The 21,397-nt window shown below is 65.8% G+C and carries 16 protein-coding genes; 15 read left to right on the plus strand and 1 reads right to left on the minus strand.

Features of this window, described 5'->3' with window-relative positions:
* Window positions 1–123: 123 nt before the first annotated feature.
* Genes ACI2KG_RS11130 through ACI2KG_RS11140 form a run of 3 tightly spaced genes read left to right on the plus strand, consistent with a single transcriptional unit; the run spans window position 124 to window position 4,296 of the window.
* Entirely contained in the window at window positions 124–789 is a 666-nt protein-coding gene (locus ACI2KG_RS11130; RefSeq protein ID WP_404661941.1) for an ABC transporter ATP-binding protein, read from the plus strand.
* Entirely contained in the window at window positions 789–3,251 is a 2,463-nt protein-coding gene (locus ACI2KG_RS11135; protein WP_404661942.1) for an ABC transporter permease, read from the plus strand. Before ACI2KG_RS11130 ends, ACI2KG_RS11135 begins: the two co-directional genes overlap by 1 nt.
* Window positions 3,241–4,296, plus strand: a complete 1,056-nt coding sequence (locus ACI2KG_RS11140) for a lipocalin-like domain-containing protein (protein WP_404661943.1) — start codon at window positions 3,241–3,243, stop codon at window positions 4,294–4,296. Before ACI2KG_RS11135 ends, ACI2KG_RS11140 begins: the two co-directional genes overlap by 11 nt.
* 167 nt (window positions 4,297–4,463) lie before the next feature.
* On the opposite strand, the gene ACI2KG_RS11145 is transcribed toward ACI2KG_RS11140, so the two are convergent.
* Window positions 4,464–5,210 (minus strand): enoyl-CoA hydratase-related protein, encoded by a 747-nt coding sequence (locus tag ACI2KG_RS11145; protein WP_404661944.1) that lies wholly within the window; start codon window positions 5,208–5,210, stop codon window positions 4,464–4,466.
* A 129-nt stretch (window positions 5,211–5,339) separates the two neighbouring features.
* On the opposite strand from ACI2KG_RS11145, the gene ACI2KG_RS11150 reads away from it, so the two are divergent.
* The 12 genes from ACI2KG_RS11150 to ACI2KG_RS11205 all read left to right on the plus strand — a co-directional run bounded on the left by ACI2KG_RS11150 (window position 5,340) and on the right by ACI2KG_RS11205 (window position 21,387).
* Window positions 5,340–5,984, plus strand: coding sequence for a TetR family transcriptional regulator C-terminal domain-containing protein (locus ACI2KG_RS11150; RefSeq protein WP_404661945.1), 645 nt, complete (start codon window positions 5,340–5,342; stop codon window positions 5,982–5,984).
* Between the two features lie 74 nt (window positions 5,985–6,058).
* Window positions 6,059–6,775, plus strand: coding sequence for a response regulator (locus ACI2KG_RS11155; protein ID WP_012271826.1), 717 nt, complete (start codon window positions 6,059–6,061; stop codon window positions 6,773–6,775).
* Entirely contained in the window at window positions 6,772–7,548 is a 777-nt protein-coding gene (locus tag ACI2KG_RS11160) for a substrate-binding periplasmic protein (protein WP_400617155.1), read from the plus strand. The genes ACI2KG_RS11155 and ACI2KG_RS11160 overlap by 4 nt, the downstream gene beginning before the upstream one ends.
* A complete protein-coding gene (locus ACI2KG_RS11165) occupies window positions 7,545–9,797 on the plus strand; it encodes an ATP-binding protein (RefSeq protein ID WP_404661946.1) in 2,253 nt (750 codons plus the stop codon). Before ACI2KG_RS11160 ends, ACI2KG_RS11165 begins: the two co-directional genes overlap by 4 nt.
* A gap of 217 nt (window positions 9,798–10,014) precedes the next feature.
* Window positions 10,015–11,421: an amino acid permease gene (locus tag ACI2KG_RS11170; protein WP_404661947.1), complete on the plus strand. Its 1,407-nt coding sequence runs from the start codon at window positions 10,015–10,017 to the stop codon at window positions 11,419–11,421.
* A gap of 359 nt (window positions 11,422–11,780) precedes the next feature.
* Window positions 11,781–12,575 carry an enoyl-CoA hydratase/isomerase family protein gene (locus tag ACI2KG_RS11175; protein ID WP_400617146.1) on the plus strand — a complete coding sequence of 265 codons (795 nt, stop codon included), beginning with the start codon at window positions 11,781–11,783 and terminating at the stop codon, window positions 12,573–12,575.
* Window positions 12,576–12,608: 33 nt separating this feature from the next.
* Complete coding sequence (locus ACI2KG_RS11180; RefSeq protein ID WP_404661948.1) at window positions 12,609–13,769, plus strand: acyl-CoA dehydrogenase family protein; 1,161 nt, start codon at window positions 12,609–12,611, stop codon at window positions 13,767–13,769.
* A 16-nt stretch (window positions 13,770–13,785) separates the two neighbouring features.
* The gene (locus ACI2KG_RS11185; protein WP_404661949.1) at window positions 13,786–15,903 is read left to right on the plus strand and encodes an acetate--CoA ligase family protein; all 2,118 of its coding nucleotides are present in this window, start codon (window positions 13,786–13,788) and stop codon (window positions 15,901–15,903) included.
* On the plus strand, window positions 15,896–17,503 hold the full coding sequence (locus ACI2KG_RS11190) for a 5-guanidino-2-oxopentanoate decarboxylase (RefSeq protein ID WP_404661950.1): 1,608 nt from the start codon (window positions 15,896–15,898) through the stop codon (window positions 17,501–17,503). Before ACI2KG_RS11185 ends, ACI2KG_RS11190 begins: the two co-directional genes overlap by 8 nt.
* A gap of 34 nt (window positions 17,504–17,537) precedes the next feature.
* Window positions 17,538–18,767 carry an alanine racemase gene (alr, locus tag ACI2KG_RS11195; RefSeq protein WP_404661951.1) on the plus strand — a complete coding sequence of 410 codons (1,230 nt, stop codon included), beginning with the start codon at window positions 17,538–17,540 and terminating at the stop codon, window positions 18,765–18,767.
* Between the two features lie 24 nt (window positions 18,768–18,791).
* Window positions 18,792–19,982, plus strand: coding sequence for a pyridoxal phosphate-dependent aminotransferase (locus ACI2KG_RS11200; RefSeq protein WP_404661952.1), 1,191 nt, complete (start codon window positions 18,792–18,794; stop codon window positions 19,980–19,982).
* Window positions 19,975–21,387, plus strand: coding sequence for an aldehyde dehydrogenase family protein (locus ACI2KG_RS11205; RefSeq protein ID WP_404661953.1), 1,413 nt, complete (start codon window positions 19,975–19,977; stop codon window positions 21,385–21,387). The genes ACI2KG_RS11200 and ACI2KG_RS11205 overlap by 8 nt, the downstream gene beginning before the upstream one ends.
* Window positions 21,388–21,397 lie beyond the last annotated feature (10 nt).

The raw sequence follows: 21,397 nt of genomic DNA on the forward strand, positions 1-21,397 counted from the left end.
AGAAAACAGAGCCCAACCCGCGAGCATCGACCGCTTTCAATATCGATAAACAAACAGATTCCCAGGTATGCCTGCCCGAATCTGCTATTCCTAAAGGGACACCCACCCCACCAAGGCCCCTCGATGCTGGTCATCGAAAACCTCCACAAGTCATTCCCCACCCCCCAAGGCCCACTCCCGGTATTGCAGGGTGTCGACCTGCGCTTGCCGCGCAGCAGCAGCCTGGCGCTGATGGGTGAGTCGGGCAGCGGCAAGAGCACCCTGCTGCACCTGGTGGCCGGCCTGGACCGTGCCGACAGCGGCCGCATCCTGATCGACGAAATTCCCCTCGACGGCCGTTCGGAGGCATCGCTGGCCCAGTGGCGGCGGCAGGGGATTGGCCTGGTGTTTCAGCAGTACAACCTGATCAGCAGCCTGGATGTGGGGAGCAACCTGGCATTCCAGGCCAGGCTGGCCGACCGGCACGACCCCGATTGGGTCGCCTACCTGGCCCAACGCCTGGGCTTGGCGGACCTGCTTTCGCGTTACCCGGAACAGCTATCCGGCGGCCAGCAGCAACGCGTCGCCATCGGCCGTGCACTGGCCGGGCGGCCGGCCTGGTTGTTGGCCGACGAACCCACCGGTAGCCTCGATGAAGCCAGTAGCGATGAAGTGTTGAGCCTGTTGCTGCAACTGGTCGCTGAAACCGGCAGCGGTGTGCTGATGGTGACCCACAGCCCGCGGCTGGCGGCGCGCTTGCAGCAGCGATGCTACTTGCACGCCGGTCGCGTACGGGCCGAGGCGGGCTGATGAGGCTGTTATCGTTGGCCCTGTTGGCGCTGCTCAGCCACTGGTGGCGCCATCGCGTGCAGTGCGTCAGCATCTTCACCGGCCTGTGGCTGGCGACTGCGCTGTGGACGGGTGTGCAGGCGCTGAACAGCCAGGCGCGCAGCGACTATGCCCGGGCCAGTGCAGTACTGGCCGGGCCGCTGCAGGCGCAACTGCTGCCGCGCCAGGGCGAGCGCTTTGACCAGGCGCTGTACGTGCAGCTGCGCAGGCTGGGCTGGGCAGTGTCGCCGGTGCTGGAAGGGCGTTTGCGCCTGCCGGGCGAGCCGGCGCGCAGCGTGCGCCTGATCGGCATCGAGCCGTTAAGCCTGCCGCCGGCCAGCAGCATTGCCGGGGTGCAGCCGCAGGCTTTCGACCTGCAGGCATTCATCGGGGCGCCCGGGCAAGCCTGGGTTGGGCCTGACACCTTGCGGCAGTTGAAGGTAAACGCCGGGCAGGTGGCATACGACAGCGAGGGGCAGGCGCTGCCGCCGGTGATGCTGCGGCCTGAATTAGCGCCCGGGGTGATCGTGGTCGATATCGGGCATGCGCAGGCGTTGTTGCAGGCTCCCGGGCAGTTGTCGCGATTGCTGGTAGCCGGTAGCCCGGGGCTTCTGCCACCAGGCATTGCGCCATACCTTGAACTGCAACCCCAGCAAGACGACGGTGGTTTGCAGCGCCTGACTGACAGCTTCCACCTTAACCTGACTGCCCTCGGCCTATTGGCGTTCGTTGTCGGCTTGTTCATTGCCCATGCCGCGATCGGTCTGGCGCTGGAGCAGCGGCGGGGGCTGATTCGCAACTTGCGCGCCTGTGGCGTCAGCTTGCAAACCCTGCTGTGGGCCCTGGTGCTGGAACTGGGCCTGTTCGCAGTGATGGGCGGGCTGGCCGGCGTGGCCAGTGGTTATGCCTTGGCTGCAGGGTTGCTGCCCGATGTTGCCGCCAGCCTGCGTGGCCTTTATGGCGCCCAGGTCGCCGGCACGCTGAGCCTGCCCGCGTGGTGGTGGCTGGCCGGGCTGTTGGTGAGTGTGCTCGGTGCATTGCTGGCAGGGCTGGGCAGTGTATTGCGGGCAGCGCGGCTACCGTTGCTGGCGCTGGCGCAGCCCCAGGCTTGGCGATTGGCACAGGGGCAGTGGTTGAAACGTCAGGCGGTGGTGGCAGGCTTGTTGCTTTTGCCCGGCGTGGGTTGTGGTGTGCTTGGCAATAGCCTGCCCAGTGCTTTCGCCATGCTGGCCGCGCTGCTGCTGGCGGCGGCGCTGTTGTTGCCGGCCGTGCTCGACCGGGTGCTGGCTTGGCTGGCGCGCCGTTGCCAGCGGCCATTGGCGCAATGGTTCGTCGCTGACAGCCGCCAGCAGCTGCCTGCCCTGAGCCTGGCGCTGATGGCCTTGCTGCTGGCGCTGGCTGCCAGTGTTGGTGTGGGCAGCATGACCGAGGGTTTTCGCAAGACCTTTGTCAGTTGGCTTGACCAGCGTTTGTCCGCCGACCTGTACGTGACCCCACGCGATACAGCCCAGGGCTTACAGATAGCCGAATGGCTTGGTCAGCAACCGGCTGTCGGTGTGGTCCTGCCTGGCTGGCGTGTCGAAATGCAGCTGCAAGGTTGGCCTGTGCAAATCCAGGGCATTGTCGATCACCCGGTCTATCGAACCCGCTGGCCGTTGCTGCAACAACGGCCTCACGCCTGGGAGCAGTTGGCCAGCGGGCGCGCGGTGATGCTCAGCGAGCAGTTGGCCAGGCGACTGAAACTGCAATTGGGCGATAGCTTTGCAATGCCTGCACGTACCTCGCCAGCCCTGACGGTTGTGGCTATCTATGCTGATTACGGCAACCCCAAGGGGCACGTACTGGTCAATGCCCACTGGCTGCGTGAACATTGGCCAGACGCAGCACTGACAGGGTTGAGCGTCGACCTGCTTGCCGAACAAGGGCCGTCCATCAAGGCCGAGTTGCAACAGCGCTACCACCTGGACGACAGCCGCGTGGTCGAGCAGGCACGGTTGAAACGCTGGTCGACCGATGTGTTCAACCGCACGTTCGCCGCCACGGCCGCGCTCAACAGCCTTACCCTGGGCGTGGCCGGCGTGGCGCTGTTCATCAACTTGCTGACGCTGGGCCAGTCCCGGCTGAGCCAGCTGGCACCGCTATGGGCATTGGGTGTACGGCGTGCACGGCTGGCATGGTTGAGCCTTGGCCAGACGCTGATGCTCAGCAGCCTTACCGTGTTGCTGGCGATGCCCTTGGGTGTGCTGCTGGCGTGGTGCCTGGTCGCGGTAGTGAACGTACAGGCATTCGGCTGGCGCTTGCCGCTCTACGTGTTCCCTGCGCAGCTGCTGCAACTGGCCATGTTGGGCTTGCTCACCAGCCTGTTGGCCAGCGCCTGGCCGGTGTGGCAGCTGGCGCGTCGCCAGCCGCGTGAACTGTTGAGGCCGTTTGCCGATGAAGCGTAATGCCTGGCTGTTGCTCTGCGGGTTGCTGTGCGGCTGTGACCAGCCGGCACCGCAAAGCTATGCCGGGCTCGGGCAGCAGGCGGGCGAGTTCAACCAGGTGACCCGCGAGCATCCGCTGGTGTTCCCACGCGATCATGGCGCCCACAATGGCTTTCGCATCGAGTGGTGGTACGTCACGGCCAACCTCAAGGATGCCCAGGGGCGTGACTGGGGCGCGCAGTGGACACTGTTCCGCTCGGCCTTGCGCCCCGGCCCGGAGACCGGCGGCTGGAACAGCCCGAACCTGTGGATGGGCCACGCGGCGTTGACTGGCCCGGGTGGCCATCAGTCGGCTGAAACCCTGGCGCGTGGTGGCATCGGTCAGGCCGGCGTGCAGGCCCAGCCGTTTCGGGCGTGGATCAATGACTGGTCGCTGCAGGGCAGGGACGCCATCGACAACCTGCACATGACAGCGGGTGGTGAGGGTTTCCGCTACGACTTGCACCTGCGTAGCGACCGACCGCTGGTGCTGCATGGGGATCAGGGCTACAGCGAAAAGTCTGGCAAGGGGCAAGCTTCGTACTATTACAGCCAGCCGTTCTACCATGTGCGCGGGGAGGTGGAGCGTGGCGGCATGTGCATTGTGGTGACGGGCCAGGCCTGGCTGGATCGGGAGTGGAGCAGCCAGCCGTTGGCCGCCGGGCAGACGGGCTGGGACTGGTTCTCGCTGCACCTGGACAGTGGCGCCAGGCTGATGCTGTTCCAGGTGCGTGAGGCGCAAGGGGAGCCGTACCGTGCCGGGACCTGGGTCGGGCCGCAGGGAGAGGTGGGGGCGTTGCAAGGGGCGCAGATCCAGCTGCAGGCAGTGGCTTGGACGAAGCAGCAAAACGGCAAGCAGGTGCCTACGCGCTGGCGGGTGCAAGTGCCAGGGCATGGGCTGGATGTGCAGGTGGAGGCCGTGGAGCCGCAGGCGTGGATGCAGACCCGCTTCCCGTATTGGGAAGGGCCGGTGCGCTTGAGCGGGGGGGCGGGTGGGCGTGGGTATCTGGAGATGACCGGGTATTAGGGACTTACATTTCGGTCGTTACGCGGTCCCTTGTAGGAGCGGCCTTGCGTCGCGATAGGGCCGCGAAGCGGCCCCGGCGATTTTTGCGGCAATGCAAAAATCTTGGGGGCGCTTCGCACCCCTCTCGCGACACAAGGCCGCTCCTACAGGGGGCCGCGGCAGCCTGATCAATCCTTGATTAGCCCGCGCAAAACGGCACGCGCCTCGTCGCTACGCAAGCACTCGATAAACAACCGGCTCTCCCGCGCTACTGTCGCCTCCAGCTCTGCCCGCTGGCTGTCCTTGAGCAAGCGCTTGCTGATCCGCAACGCCGCCTGGGGATACCCTTGCAGCTGCCGCGCCAGCGTGCGCGCCGCAGCCAGGCACTGTTCGCCATCTTCGTGCAGCGCATTGGCAAGCCCCCAGGCCACCGCCTGCTCGCCGTCAAGCAAGGTGTTGCCCAGCAGCAAGCTGGCGGCACGGGCCTGGCCCAGCAAGCGCGGCAGCAACAGGCTGGAGCCGAACTCCGGGCACACCCCCAAGGGCGCAAACGGCATGCGCAGCTTGGCCGAGCGGCTGACCAGCACCTGGTCGCAGTGCAACAGCAAGGTGGCACCGATGCCGATCGCCGCACCACTGACCGCAGCAAGCAACGGCTTGTCCAGGCCCATGACCACGCGCATCAGGCGGAACACCGGGCTGTCCAGGTCGCTGGGCGGGTTGTCGAGGAAGTCGCGCAGGTCGTTGCCCGCAGTAAAGCACTGCGGGTTGCCGGTGATGAGGATGACCTCGACGGCGGGGTCTTCACTTGCTGCCAGCAGCAGGTCACCCAACTGCTGGTACATGGCGTTGTTCAGCGCATTGAGCTTGTCGGGGCGGTTGAAGGCCAGGGTCAGCAGGCCCTGGTCCAGGTCGCGTGTGATCAGGTCGTTCATGGCAGCCGCTTTTGTTGTTGTGGTTGGCCCGGTCGGGCATGGGTGCTCAGGGTTTATCATGCGGTCCGGCTTGTTGTACAGTCGTTCAGTCCAGCCTGTTACCGCCAGCCCCTGCGAAGAGACCCGCCGATGAATCAGGAAGCCCGCTACCACCGTATGCTGCCGGAACTGCGCAAAGCCAACCTGGTCGAGGCGACCCTGGTGTGCCTCAAGCGCCATGGCTTCCAGGGTGCTTCGATCCGCAAGATCTCGGCCGAGGCCGGGGTTTCGGTCGGGCTGATCAGCCATCACTATGCCGGCAAGGACGAACTGGTGGCCGAAGCCTACATGGCCGTCACCGGCCGGGTGATGGGCCTGCTGCGCGAGGCCATGGCCCAGGCTGCGCCCAATGCGCGCGAGCGCTTGTCGGCGTTCTTCCGTGCGTCGTTTTGCAGCGAGTTGCTCGACCCGCAATTGCTCGATGCCTGGCTGGCGTTCTGGGGGGCGGTGAAAACCGCCGAGGCAATCAACCAGGTGCACGACCACTCCTACGGCGAGTACCGCAACGAACTCTGCCGGCTGCTGGCCAGCCTGGCTGAAGAGGAAGGCTGGCAGGGCTTCAATGCCGACCTGGCGGCCATCAGCCTCAGCGCCCTGCTCGATGGCCTGTGGCTGGAGTCGGGGCTCAACCCCGGCACCTTCACCCCTGAGCAGGGCGTGGTCATCTGCGAAGCCTGGGTCGACGGCCTGCAGGCCGGTGGCCGACGGCGCTTCAGCCTGCCCGAGGGCTGTTGATCACCCGTTCAGTAACGAGTACGCTGCTGTCGCGAGTGTGTAGAACAACACCAATAAAAAAGAGACAACACGCAATGACGCCTCGGGTATTGATCGTCGATGACGATCCGCTTATTCGTGACTTGCTACAGGCCTACCTGTCCCAGGAAGGCTACGACGTACACTGCGCCGACACCGCAGAAAAGGCCGAAGCCCTGCTGGGCAGCCAGGACGTTGACCTGGTGCTGCTGGACATCCGCCTGCCCGGCAAGGATGGCCTCACCCTGACCCGCGAACTGCGCGTGCGTTCGGAGGTCGGCATCATCCTCATCACCGGGCGCAACGACGATATCGACCGCATTGTCGGCCTGGAATGCGGCGCCGATGACTACGTGATCAAACCGCTCAACCCCCGCGAGCTGGTGTCCCGCGCCAAGAACCTGATCCGCCGCGTGCGCCATGCCCGCGAAGTACACCCGGCGCCGGCCTGCGCACAATCGCTGAAGCAGTTCGCCGACTGGGCGCTGGACACCGACCGCCGACGGCTGATTGATGCCAGGGGCGGGCAAACCCTGCTCACCCACGGCGAGTTCCAGTTGCTCAGCGTGTTCTTGCGCAACAGCGGCCACACCCTTAGCCGTGACCAGTTGATGGACCAGATCCGCAACCGCGAATGGGTGCCCAACGACCGCTCCATCGACGTGCTGGTCGGCCGCCTGCGGCGCAAGCTGCATGACGACCCGGCCGAGCCGCAACTGATCATCACCATCCATGGCACCGGCTACCTGTTCACCGCCAGCGTGGCGGCATGACCTGCCGCGCCTGGCTGCTGGCCCTGGCGTTGCTCGCTGCGCAGGCCAGTGCCACAGAGCCGGTGCGCTACTGCGACTACCCGGTGTACCCGCCGATTTCCTGGAGCGACGGCCACCAGGTGCGTGGCGTGGCGCCGACCGTGGTGCGCGAGTTGTTCGCCCGCATGGGCTACCCGGTGCAGACCGTGGTGCTGGGCAACTGGAAGCGCTGCCTGATGGACGCCGCCGCCGGGCGGGTGGACGTGGTGCTGGCCTATAACAGCGACCAGCGCGACCAGCGCATGCGTTTTTCTTCGGTGCCGGTGCTGCGCGAGGAAGTGGCGGTGTTCTACAACCGCCAGCGGCCGGTGCAGTTCCAGCAGCTGGAAGACCTGGCCGGCTACCGCGGCGGCCTGCTGTATGGCGAAAGCTACGGCGCCGAGTTCGACCGTTTTGTCGCCCGTCACCAGAACATCGAGCGGGTGTCTTCCAGCCAGCAGAACTTTGGCAAGTTGATCCGTGGGCGCATCGATTACGTGATCCAGGAGCGGCGCACCGGCCTGCTGTTCATCGAGCACCTGCCGGGCGCGCAGGACATTCGCGCCTTGCCCACCGCGCTCAGCGTGGACTACCTGCGCGTGGCCGTGTCGCGGCAATCGCCCTTGAGCCGGCACATGGCTGAAATCGACGCACAGCTGCAGCGCATGAACCAGGCCGGCGAGATTCAGCGCTGGCTGGAGCAGAGCGAAGTCACCTACCGTGACATGATCAACCTGCCGGCGGATGCCCGATGATCCGCCTGCGCACCGATGGCCTGTTACGCCGGCTGTTGCTGTTCATTCTGCTGTTCAGCCTGTGTTTCACCGTGCTGGCCAGTTCGGTGCAGCTGTACTTCGAATACCGCCGCGAAATGCGCGACATCGAGGCGCGCATGGCGTTGATCCGCGCCGGCTACCTGGCCAGCCTGGAGCGCAGCCTGTGGGACCTGGACGAGGCACAGCTGGACGTGCAACTGCGTGGCTTGGTGGACTTTTCCGACGTGGCGCGGGTGCGCCTGGTCAGCGATGATTTCCAGCTGTTGCGCGGCGTGGCCGAGCCCAAGGGGCCGTTGCGCATCGAGCGTTTTCCGCTTGATTACCAGCCTCCGTCAGGGCCCGCCAGGCACCTGGGCGAGCTGGAGGTCAGCATCGACCTGGGTGCGGTGCACCGTCGGTTGTACGCCACCGGCTTGGCCAGCCTGCTGTGGATGGGGGTGTTCCTGTGTGGCCTGGCGGTGGCATTGTCGGGGCTGTTCTACCGCCTGGTCACCCGCCACCTGCAGGTGATGGCCGAGTTCGCCCGCCGTATTGGCGCCGGCCAGTGGCAGGAGCCGTTGCGCCTGGGCCGTCGCCCATCGGCGCGCGCGGATGAAATCGACACGGTGGCCAACGCGCTGGACGATATGCGCCGGGCCATCCTCAGTGATGTCGAACGGCGCGAGCGCGACCGCCTGGCGTTGCAGGACAAACGTGACGAACTGCAGGCCATGGTCGAGCGGCGCACCGCCAGCCTGGCCCGGGCCAAGGACGACGCCGAGGCTGCCAACCTGGCCAAGTCGCGCTTTCTGGCAACCATGAGCCATGAGCTGCGCACGCCGCTCAACGGCATCCTCGGCATGGCCGAGTTGCTGCGTGGCGCCCGGCTGCAGGCGGCCGACCGCCAGCGCGTCGAAGCCTTATACAAGGCCGGCGAGGGGCTGCTGGCGATCCTCAACGAAGTGCTGTATTTCGCCCGGCTTGAAGAGGGCGAGAGCCGCGCCGAACGGGTCGGGTTTTCGCTGCGCCAGTTGTGCCAGGAGGTGCTGACGCTGCTTGAACCCATGGCCATGGACAACGGCGACACCTTGCAACTGGTGATCGATGAAACATTGGCCGATTACCAGCAGGGTGCCGAGCAGTACCTGCGCCAGGTGCTGAGCAACCTGCTGGCCAATGCCATCAAGTTTACCGAGCACGGCCAGGTGCAGCTCAAAGTGCAGGTGCTGGCCAGCAGCGAAACCGCACAGCGTTTGCGGCTGTCGGTCAGTGACAACGGCATTGGCATCGAACCCGATGTGCAGGCGCGGATCTTCGACCGTTTCGTCCAGGCCAGCGGGGCGGTAGCGCGGCGCTATGGCGGCACTGGCCTGGGCCTGGCGATCTGCAAGCACCTGGTGGAAAAGCTGGGGGGCAGCATCGGCCTGCAGAGCGTGCAAGGGCAGGGCAGCTGCTTCTGGTTCGAACTCGACATGGCGTGTGGGCAACCCGCACCAGCCAGTTCAGTCGCCCCGCTGCCGTTGCCCAGCCTGGATATCCTGGTGGTCGAAGACGTGGCGCTGAACCGCGAGGTGGCAGGGGGCCTGCTGCTGCGCGAGGGCCACCGGGTCAGCTTTGCCGAAGATGCCGGGCAGGCCCTGCAAGCCTGTGCCTTGCAGCGCTTCGACCTGATCCTGCTCGACGTGCACCTGCCGGGCATGAGCGGGGTGGAGTTGTGCCGGCAGTTGCGCGCCACGCCGGGGCCGAACCGCCACAGCCGGATTCTGGCGCTGACTGCCGGCGTGCAGCCGGGGCAAGTGCCGGGTTACCTCGACGCCGGCATGCAGGGGGTGCTCGCCAAACCCTTGCGCTTGGCCAATCTGCGCGAGGCGTTGGCTGAAGTCGCTCCTCGTGAAGTGGCTGGCACTGACGCACACATCGACTGGTCCCTGCTGGACACCCACCGCTCGCTGCTGGGAGAGCAGAAGCTCCAAGGCCTGCTGACCGTGCTGCGCCAGTCGCTGGAGCAGCAAGCCACGGCGCTGGCCGAGGCACTGCCGGCCCAGGACTTTACCGAAGTACAGCACCTGGCCCATCGCCTGGCCGGCAGTTGTGATTCGCTGGGCTTTTCCGGGCTGGCTGCAGTGTTACGTCGCCTCGAAGACGCGGCCCGGCAACACGACGCACAGGCGTTGCAAGCGCTCGGCCAGCCGCTGGCCGGCCAGCTGGCGCAGGCCCGTACCACCCTGGAACAGCTGATCCAGAGCTGACGTACAAAAAACTTACGACTTTTTACATCTTCGATCCGTTCGTACAACGGCACCTTACATCCGTTTCCAATAATCCATGGCAACCGCGTCGCACGCGGTCCATGAGGCTTATTGGAGACAACAATAATGACATGCCGTAGCACTCAGCCCCTCCTGCACACCACTGCGCGCAGCACCGACGCGTGGCCTTGCCCCGGCCGCAATGGCGAGGTGCGCCATGACTGACACTCACGAGAAAATCCAGCTGACCCGTGCGCTGAAAAGCCGGCACATTTTCATGTTGTCGTTAGGCGGTGTGATCGGCACTGGCCTGTTCATGGGCTCGGGCGTGACCATCAACCAGGGTGGGCCGGTGGGTGCGATCCTGGCATACCTCGTGGCTGGCCTGTTGATGTACCTGGTAATGGTCTGCCTGGGCGAGCTGTCGGTGCAGATGCCGGTGTCCGGCTCGTTCCAGGCCCATGCCACCAAGTTCATCGGCCCGGCCACCGGCTTCATGATCGGCTGGGTGTACTGGATGAGCTGGGCTACCACCGTGGGCCTGGAGTTCACTGCTGCCGGCATGCTGATGACCCGCTGGTTCCCGGAGGTGCCGATCTGGTACTGGTCGGCGCTGTTCGTGGTGGTGCTGTTCGGCCTCAATGCCCTGGCCACCCGCGCCTTTGGCGAGGCCGAGTACTGGTTCTCGGGAATCAAGGTGGCGACCATCCTTGGCTTTATCGTCATCGGCCTGCTGGTGATTTTCGGCGCCATTCCGCTAAGCAGCGGCGCACCGGCACCGATGCTGAACAACCTGGTGGGCGAATCGTTGTTCCCGCACGGGCTGTCGGCAGTGTTCGCGGTGATGATGACCGTGGTCTATGCCTTCCAGGGCTGCGAGATCATGGGCGTGGCGGCCGGCGAGACCGAGCACCCGGAAAAGAGCATTCCGCGGGCCGTGCGCAACGTGGTGTTCCGTGTACTGATCTTCTACGTGCTGGCGATTGCCGTGCTGTCGGCCATCGTGCCGTACGAGCAGGCCGGGTTGATGGAAAGCCCGTTCGTGCAAGTGTTCGACATGGTCGGCATCCCGTACGCCGCCGACCTGATGAACTTCGTCATCCTTACCGCCATCCTCTCGGTGGGCAACTCCGGGTTGTATGCCTCCACGCGCATTCTCTGGGCCATGTCCAAGAGTGGCATGGCGCCGAAAAGCCTGTCGCCGCTGAGCAAACGTGGCGTACCGCTGCGCGCGCTGAGCATCACCTTGTGCTTTGCGCTGATCTCGCTGATGACCAGCTTTGTCGCCGCGGACACGCTGTTCATGGTGTTGATGGCGATCAGCGGCATGTCTGGCACGGTGACCTGGATCGTCATTGCGCTGGCGCAGTACCGCTTCCGCAAGGCCTATCTGCGTGACGGCGGGCAGCTGCATGACCTGAAATACCGCGCGCCGCTGTACCCGCTGGTGCCGCTGCTGTGCATCACCCTGTGCAGTTCGCTGTTCGTGTTCCTGGCGCTGGATGAGACCCAGCGGCCGTCGTTGTACTGGGGCTTTGGCTTCATTGCCCTCTGCTATGCGGCGTACTTCTTCGTCAACCGCCGTCGGCAGGGGGCCTACGAGCCTAGTGCGCCAGGGGTTTGATTCGGGTGTTGGGCTGAAAATTGCCGGGGCCGCTTTGCGGCCCTTTCGCGACACAAGGCCGCTCCTACAGGGGAGAACGCATTCAGGCTCAGCCTGACACGGTCCCCTGTAGGAGCGGCCTTGTGTCGCGAAAGGGGCGCAAAGCGCCCCCGACAATCTCACAGTTGTACAAAGTTGTAACAACCGCCGCGCAACCAACCCTGAACAAATTAAGTAAGCCATTTAAAAACAATGACTTAACTAGATTTTAGGGTCTGTTACAGGCCCATTTGCCCCCAATTGCCGCCTTGTTGAACACTCGTTTAGTATCTCCCTCAACAAGCCCTCCCGATAACCACCACAACAACCCGAGGCCCCCCATGACCACCCCGTCGTCGTCACTGTTGAGCAAGGTCGAAGCCGGCGTTGCCTGGATCACCCTCAACCGCCCCGAACAGCGCAACGCGCTGGATATCCCCACCCTCAAGCAACTGCACGCGCTGCTGGAAACCTGCAACGGCGACCCGGCCGTGCGCGTGGTGGTGCTGACCGGCAGCGGCCGCAGTTTCTGCGCCGGTGCCGACCTGGCCGAATGGGCCGCAGCCGAAGCCCAGGGCACCTTGGAAAGCTACGGCTGGACCGAAACCGCCCACGCCCTGATGTTGCGACTGCACAGCCTCGACAAGCCGACCATTGCCGCCATCAACGGCACCGCCGTGGGCGGTGGCATGGACCTCAGCCTGTGCTGCGACCTGCGCATCGCTGCCGCGTCGGCACGCTTCAAGGCCGGCTACACCAGCATGGGCTACAGCCCCGATGCCGGCGCCAGCTGGCACCTGCCTCGGCTGATCGGCAGCGAGCAGGCCAAGCGCCTGCTGTTCCTCGACGAACTGTGGGGCGCCGAACGTGCTCTGGCCGCCGGGCTGGTCAGCGAAGTCTGCGCCGACGAGCAACTGCCCGCCGTTGCCGCCGAACTGGCCGGACGCCTGGCCAACGGCCCGACCTTTGCCTACGCGCAGACCAAGCAACTGATCCGCGACGGCGCCCGGCGCACCCTGGCCGAACAGCTGGAGGCTGAACGCCTGGCCGGCCTGCTGTGCGGCCGTAGCCAGGATGGCGCCGAAGCCTTGCAAGCTTCGATGGAACGCCGCGCACCCCGTTTCACCGGCCAGTAAGCCAATACCCGACCCTCACCAGGACCTTCGCAGATGAATTTCCAACTGACCCAAGAACAAGAAATGTTGGTGGAAGCGGTACGCAGCTTTGTCGCCAAGGAGCTGCTGCCCCACGAGGAAGCGGTGGATCGCGCCGACGCCGTGTCGCCAGAGCTGGCCGCGCAGATCCGCGGCAAGGCCATCGCTGCCGGGTTCTATGCCTTTAACATGCCTGAGGAAGTCGGCGGCGGTGGCCTGGACTACCTGTCCCAGGCGCTGATCGAGCGCGAGCTGTCCAAGGTGTCCTGGGCGCTGCACGTATTTGTCGCGCGGCCGTCGAAAATCCTCATGGCCTGCAAGGACGAGCAGATCAACGATTACCTGCTGCCGTGCGTGCAGGGCGAGAAAACCGACTGCTTTGCCCTCACCGAACCCGGTGCCGGCTCGGATGCCAATGCCATCAAGACCCGTGCCGTGCGCCAGGGCGATGACTTTGTCATCAACGGCAGCAAGCATTTCATCAGCCACGCCGGCCATGCCGACTTCGCCATTGTCTTCGCCGTGACCGACACCTACGAGCACAACGGCCGCAAGCGCAATGCGGTCACCGCGTTGCTGGTCGACCGGGGCACCCCGGGCATGACCATTCGCCGTGGCCCCAAGTGCGTGAGCAACCGTGGCTACCACACCTACGAACTGTTCTTCGACGACTGCCGGGTGCCGGCCAGCAAGGTCCTGGGCGAAGTCGGCAAGGGCTGGGAAGTGGCCAATGCCTGGCTCACGGCCGGCCGCGTGATGGTTGCGGCCAACTGCGTGGGCCAGGCCCAGCGTGCGCTTGACCTGTCGCTGCAGTGGGCCGCCGACCGCAAACAGTTCGGCCAGGCCATCGGTAGCTACCAGGGCGTGTCGTTCAAGCTGGCCGACATGGCCACGCAGATCCGCGCTGCAGAAATGCTCACCCTGCACACCGCCTGGAAGATGGACCAAGGCAGCATGACCGACGGCGAGGCCGGTATGGCCAAGCTGTTCGCCAGCGAGACGCTGGGCAAGGTGGCCGATGAAGCCGTGCAGATCTTCGGCGGCATGGGCCTGATGGATGAAGGGCCGGTCGAGCGCATCTGGCGTAACGCACGTATCGAACGCATCTGGGAAGGTACTTCGGAGATCCAGCGACACATCATCGCCCGCGAACTGCTGCGCCCGCTGCTGCGCTGACTGCCAGGAGAACCCCATGTCGCAATCGATGCGTGACAACCTCAAGCGCCTGTTGGCGCCCCGGCACCTGGCCTTCGTGGGCGGGCGCAGCATGGCGCGGGCGCTCAAGCGCTGCGCCGAAGGTGGCTTTGGCGGCGAGCTGTGGCTGGTCAACCCGCAGCACCAAAGCCTCGAGGGTATCCCCTGCGTGGCACGGGTGGCCGACTTGCCATACGCCCCGGACGCGGTGTTCATTGCCACCAACCGTGAGCTGACCTTGCACTGCGTTGCCGAGTTGGCCGCACGCGGCGCCGGTGGCGCCATCTGCTACGCCTCGGGCTTTGCCGAAAGCGGCGAGGAAGGCAGCCAGCTGCAACAGCGCCTGCTCGATGCCGCCGGCACCATGGCCTTGCTCGGCCCCAACTGCTACGGCCTGCTCGACTACCTGCACGGCGCCGCGCTGTGGCCGGTGGCGCACGGCGGCCAGCAGGTGGAGCAGGGCGTGGCGATCCTCACCCAGAGCGGCAACTTCGCCTACAACCTGTCGATGAGCGACCGCTCGCTGCCGGTGGCCTATATGGCTTCGGTCGGCAACCAGGCGCAACTGGGCGTGGCCGAACTGATGGACGTGCTGCTCGACGACCCACGGGTGACCGCCATCGGCCTGCACCTGGAAGGCCTGAAGAACGTGCCTGGCTTCGCCCGTGCTGCCAGCAAAGCCTTGCAGCAGGGCACACCGATCATTGCGCTGAAGACCGGTGTGTCGCAGATCGGTGCCGAACTGGCGCTCAGCCACACCAGTTCATTGTCTGGCTCCGATGCCCTGTACGACAGCTTGTTCCAACGGCTCGGGGTGATCCGCGTCAGCGGCCCGGTGAGCTTCGTCGAAACCCTCAAAGCTGCCGCCTGTGGGCGCTTGCCGGCAGACGGCGAGCTGATCGCGCTGGCCTGTTCGGGTGGCGATGCCGGCCTGATTGCCGACTATGCCGAGCGTAACCAGTTGAGCTTGCCGAAGCTTGCCCAAACGCAGGTGGCGACGCTGGCCGAAGTGCTGCCGGCCTATGCCAACCTGGTCAACCCACTGGACTTCACCACCGCCATCTGGGGGGATGAAGCAGCCCTGCAACGCATGCTCGACAGTACCCTTGGCGGTGCTGCCGACGCGGCCATGCTGGTGCTGGACTATCCGGCGGAGTTCACTGGCGAGCGCAAGGAGTGTGACCTGCTGCTGGCGCTGTACTGCGATGCGCTCGAGCGCCACGGCAAAATCGGCTTCGTCACCTCGGCCTTCCCCGAGTTGTTGCCTGCCAGCGCGCGCGAGCGCCTGCATGCGCGCGGCATCGCTGCCCTGCAGGGCGTGGAAGACGGCATGGCGGCCTGGGGCCGCATTGTCGCCTACCAGCGCAACCGCTCGCAGCTACTGGAGCAGGGCGAGGCTGCACGGCTACCGCTGTGCCCGCAGGCCCTGGCCGGTGAAACCCGCCTGCTGGACGAGTGGCAATCCAAGCAAGCCTTGCGTGCTTTCGGCCTGCCGGTGCCGGCCGGCGTGCTGAGCACGCCCGAGCGCGCCGTTACGGACGCCGCCCAGGTGGGCTACCCGCTGGTGCTCAAGGCCGTCAGTGCGCAGCTGCCACACAAGACCGAAGCTGGCGCGGTGGCGCTGAACCTGCGCGATGCCGCCGCCCTTGAAGCCGCGCTGGTACAGATGCGCCAACGCATCGCCGCCTATGCCCCGCAGGTGCCGTTCGACCAGGTACTGCTGGAGCCGATGGCCGAGCCGCCATTGGCCGAACTGATCGTCGGCATCAAGCGCGAGAACGACTTCGCCCTGGCCCTGGTGATCGGTGCCGGCGGTGTGCTGGTCGAGCTGTTGAAAGACAGCGTCAGCCTGCTGCTGCCCACCACCGACCGCGCCATTCGAGCGGCGCTGCTGAACCTGCGCAGTGCCAGCCTGCTGCAAGGCTTCCGGGGCCGCCCGGCTGCCGATCTCGACGCCTTGGTCGCGGCCATCCGTGCGGTGGCCGACTATGCCTGCGAAAACGCTGGGCAGCTTCTGGAGCTGGATGTGAACCCATTGATGGTCGGTGCCCACGGCACCACCGCGGTCGACGCGCTGATCCGCCTCGGCCAGGCGCAAGGAGAACGACATGAATGACCTGACCCTGACCGCCGGCCAGGCGCTGGTGCGCCTGCTGGCCAACTACGGCGTGGAAACGGTGTTTGGCATCCCGGGGGTGCACACCCTGGAGCTGTACCGTGGCCTGCCGGGCAGCGGCATTCGCCATGTGCTGACCCGCCACGAGCAAGGCGCCGGCTTTATGGCCGACGGCTATGCCCGGGTCAGTGGCAAGCCGGGCGTGTGCTTCGTCATTACCGGCCCGGGCGTGACCAACGCCGCTACCGCCATCGGCCAGGCCTATGCCGACTCGGTGCCGATGCTGGTGATTTCCAGCGTCAACCACACCGCCAGCCTGGGCAAGGGCTGGGGCTGCCTGCATGAAACCCAGGACCAGCGCGCGATGACCGCGCCGATCACCGCGTTCTCTGCCGTGGCCCTGCGCGGCGAAGACCTGCCCGAGTTGATCGCCCGGGCCTGGGCGGTGTTCGACAGCGAACGGCCGCGCCCGGTGCATATCTCGGTGCCGCTGGATGTGCTGGCCGCGCCGGTCAGCCGTGACTGGAGCCATGACGTGGTGCGCCGCCCCGGGCGTGGCCAGCCGTGTCGGGAAACCCTCGATCAGGCGGCCCTGAGACTGGCCGCCGCCAAGCGGCCGATGATCATTGCCGGTGGTGGTGCACTGCACGCGGCTGAACAATTGCAACAGCTGAGCACCCGGTTGGCAGCGCCGCTGTTCACCAGTGTGGCCGGCAAAGGCCTGCTGCCACCGGACGCCCCCCTGAACGCCGGGTCCAGCCTTTGCGTGGAACCCGGCTGGCAGCTGATCAGCCAGGCTGACGTGGTGCTGGCGGTGGGCACCGAAATGGCCGACACCGACTACTGGCGTGAGCGTTTGCCGCTCAATGGCGAACTGCTGCGCGTGGATATCGACCCGCGCAAGTTCAACGACTTCTACCCCTGTGCCATGGCCCTGCACGGTGACGCCCGGCAAACCCTGGCCGGCTTGCTCGAACACTTGCCGGCGCTGAATCGCGACCCGGCCCAGGCCAGTGAAGCGGTGGCCAACCTGCGCCAGGCCATCCGCAATGGCCATGCACCGTTGCAGGCCACCCACCAGGCGATTCTGGACCGCATTGCCGCGGTACTGCCCAGCGACGCCTTCATCAGCAGCGACATGACCCAACTGGCCTACACCGGCAACTACGCCTTCGCCAGCCGGGCGCCGCGCAGCTGGCTGCACCCGACCGGTTACGGCACCCTGGGCTATGGCCTGCCAGCCGGTATCGGCGGCATGTTCGGCAGCGACCATCGCCCCGGCCTGGTGCTGGTCGGCGACGGCGGCTTCCTCTACACCGCCCAGGAACTGGCCACGGCAGTCGAGGAACTGGATCGGCCGCTGGTGGTGCTGCTATGGAACAACGACGCCCTCGGGCAGATCCGCGACGACATGCTCGGCCTGGATATCGAGCCGGTCGGCGTGCTGCCGCGCAACCCGGATTTCATCGGCCTGGCCCGCGCCTTTGGCTGCGCGGTGCGCCAGCCGCGTGACCTGGACGCGCTGCAGGCCGACCTGGCCAGCGGTTTCGCCACACCCGGCGTGACCTTCATCGAACTCAAACACACTTGCGTCTGCTAAGTCGCGCACAACCACAATAACTAGAGAAACCACCATGCCATTTCGCCGCACCCTGCTGGCTGCATCCCTGGCCCTGCTGATCACCGGCCAGGCCCCGCTGTACGCTGCACCACCGCTGTCGATGGACAACGGCACCAACGCCCTGACCGTGCAGAACAGCAACGCCTGGGTCGAAGTCAGTGCCAGCGCCCTGCAACACAACATCCGCACCTTGCAGGCCGAGCTGGGCGGCAAGTCCAGGCTGTGCGCCGTGCTCAAGGCCGACGCCTACGGCCATGGCATCGGCCTGGTGATGCCGTCGATCATCGCCCAGGGCGTGCCCTGCGTGGCGGTGGCCAGCAACGAAGAGGCCCGCGTGGTCCGCGCCAGCGGCTTTACCGGGCAACTGGTGCGGGTTCGCCTGGCCAGCCTCAGCGAGCTGGAGGACGGCTTGCAGTACGACATGGAAGAGCTGGTCGGCAGCGCCGAATTCGCCCGCCAGGTCGATGCCATTGCCGCACGCCATGGCAAGACCCTGCGCATTCACATGGCGCTCAACTCCAGCGGCATGAGCCGCAACGGGGTGGAGATGACCACCTGGTCCGGCCGTGGCGAAGCGCTGCAGATTACCGACCAGAAACACCTCAAACTGGTCGCGCTGATGACCCACTTTGCCGTGGAAGACAAGGACGATGTGCGCAAGGGCCTGGCGGCGTTCAACGAACAGACCGACTGGCTGATCAAGCACGCCAGGCTCGACCGCAGCAAGCTCACCCTGCACGCGGCCAACTCGTTCGCTACCCTGGAAGTGCCGGAAGCGCGCCTGGACATGGTACGTACCGGTGGCGCGCTGTTCGGTGACACCGTGCCGGCGCGCACCGAATACAAACGTGCCATGCAGTTCAAGTCGCACGTGGCAGCGGTACACAGTTACCCGGCCGGCAACACCGTTGGCTACGACCGCACCTTCACCCTGGCCCGTGACTCGCGGCTGGCCAACATCACCGTCGGCTACTCCGACGGCTACCGCCGGGTCTTCACCAACAAGGGCCATGTGCTGATCAACGGCCACCGCGTGCCGGTGGTGGGCAAGGTCTCGATGAACACGCTGATGGTGGATGTCACCGATTTCCCCGACGTGAAGGGTGGCAACGAAGTGGTGCTGTTCGGCAAGCAGGCCGGGGCTGAAATAACCCAGGCCGAGATGGAAGAAATCAACGACGCGCTGCTCGCCGACCTGTACACCGTGTGGGGCAGCGCCAACCCGAAGATGCTCGTCGACTGAAACCGCCATTGAAGGGAGATAGCCATGCGCTACGCCAAGCTCACCCAACGCATCGCCGGCGACGGGGCTGCTGCCTGGGACATTCACTACCGCGCCCTGGCGCTGCAGGCCGAAGGCAAGGACATCCTGTTGTTGTCGGTGGGTGACCCGGACTTCGATACACCCACGCCAATCGTCGAGGCGGCCATCGACAGCCTGCGCGCCGGCCACACCCATTACGCCGATGTGCGCGGCAAGCAGGCGCTGCGCCAGGCCATCGCCAACCGCCACCGACTGCGCAGCGGCCAAGCGGTGAACGCCGAGCAGGTGACGGTACTGGCAGGGGCGCAGTGCGCGCTGTTCTGCGTGGCCCAGTGCGTGCTTGACCCGGGCGATGAAGTGATCGTTGCCGAACCGATGTACGTAACCTACGAGGCCGTGTTCGGTGCCTGTGGCGCCAAGGTGGTGCCGGTGCCGGTCAAGCCCGAGAACGGCTTTCGGGTATGCCCGCGTGACGTTGCCGACCGTATTACCCCGCGCACCCGCGCGCTGGCCCTGAACAGCCCGCACAACCCCTCAGGGGCAAGCCTGCCGCGCGCCACCTGGGAGGCGCTGGCCGAGCTGTGCGTCGCCCATGACCTGTGGCTGATCTCTGACGAGGTGTACAGCGAGCTGCTGTACGACGGTGAGCATGTCAGCCCCGCCAGCCTGCCGGGCATGGCCGAGCGTACCGCCACGCTGAACAGCCTGTCGAAGTCGCATGCCATGACCGGTTGGCGGGTGGGCTGGGTGGTTGGCTCGGCCGAGCTGGCCGCGCACCTGGAAAACCTCGCCCTGTGCATGCTGTACGGCTTGCCGGACTTTATCCAGGACGCTGCCGTGGTGGCGCTGGAGCAACAACTGCCCGAGCTTGAGGCCATGCGCGAGGCCTATCGCCAGCGCCGCGACCGGGTGTGCGAACAGTTGGCGGGTTGCCCGGGGTTGAAGGCGTTGAAGCCTGATGGCGGCATGTTCGTGATGGTCGATATCCGCGAGACCGGCCTTAGCGCCCAAGCCTTCGCCGACCGCCTGCTGGACAGCCAGGGCGTGTCGGTACTGGCCGGCGAGGCCTTCGGCCCCAGTGCCGCCGGGCACATTCGCCTGGGCCTGGTGCTGGGCACTGAGGCCTTGGCCGACGCCTGCCAGCGCATCGCCCGCTGTGCCGCTGAATTGATGCAGGAGCAGGCCAATGCGTGAATATGCGCGGCTGTACATCGACGGCGCCTGGCAGGTGCCGAGCGGGCGGGGCATGGCCGAGGTGATCGACCCTGCCAGCGAACTGGCCATCGGCCGCGTGCCGTTGGGTGATGAAACCGATGTCGAGCGGGCAGTGATGGCGGCGCGTCGGGCCTTTGATGGTTGGACGCGTACGTCGTCCAGCGTGCGTGCGGGGTACATTCGGGCACTGGCCACGCAGTTGAAAAACCGCATCGCGGACATGGCCTCGGTGATCACCGACGAACTGGGCATGCCGGTACAGTGGTGCCAGGCGGTGCAGGTCGAAGGCCCGATTGCCGGGCTGGCGCAATATGCCGAGCTGGCCGGGCTGATGGATGAGGTGCGCGAAGTCGGCAACTCGCTGGTGTACCGCGAGGCCGTTGGCGTGTGCGCGTTCATCAACCCGTGGAACTACCCGCTGCACCAGCTGATCGGCAAGCTGGCGCCGGCGTTGGCCGCCGGTTGTACGGTGGTGGTCAAGCCCAGCCAGGAAACACCGTTGCACGCGTTCTTGCTGGCGGAAATGATCGAGGCCATCGGCCTGCCGGCCGGGGTGTTCAACCTGGTCAGCGGCCCGGGGGCCAAGGTCGGTGAGGCGCTGGCCCGGCACCCACAGGTGGACATGGTCTCGTTCACCGGCTCGACCGGCGCCGGGGTACGGGTATCGCAGGCGGCAGCGCCAACGGTGAAGCGTGTGTGCCTGGAGCTGGGCGGCAAGTCGCCGCTGCTGATTACCGCCGACGCCGACCTGCACGCAGCGGTGCGCCACGGCGTGCAGGACGTAATGATCAACTCGGGGCAAACCTGCACGGCGCTGACCCGCATGCTGCTGCCGGCCAGCCGTTATGCCGAGGCGCTGGAAATGGCCGAGGCCGAAACCCGTGCGCTGGTCATGGGCGACCCGCGCGACCCAGGCAGCTTCCTTGGGCCGATGTGTTCCGCCGGGCAGCGGCGCACGGTGCTCGACTACATTCGCCTGGGCCAGGAGGAGGGCGCGCGCTTGTTGTGCGGGGGTGACAGCGGTGGTTTCGAGCGTGGCTTCTACGTGGCACCGACGTTGTTTGCCGATGTCGACAACCGCATGCGCATTGCCCAGGAGGAAATTTTCGGCCCGGTGCTGTGCCTGATTCCTTATACCGACGAAGCGCAGGCCCTGGCGCTGGCCAATGATTCGCCATTTGGCCTGTCCAGCGCAGTGTGGGCCGGCAGCCGCGAGCAGGGCCTGGCCTTGGCGCGGCAGATACGTGCCGGGCAGTGCTTCATCAACGGTGGCGGCTTCAACTACCAGGCGCCGTTCGGCGGCTACAAGCAGTCGGGCAACGGCCGTGAGTGGGGCGAAGAGGGCCTGGCGGAGTTCGTCGAGATCAAGGCTGTGCAGTGCTGAGTGACAGCGA

This window comes from Pseudomonas sp. NPDC089407 (assembly GCF_044900445.1).
Lineage (GTDB): Bacteria > Pseudomonadota > Gammaproteobacteria > Pseudomonadales > Pseudomonadaceae > Aquipseudomonas.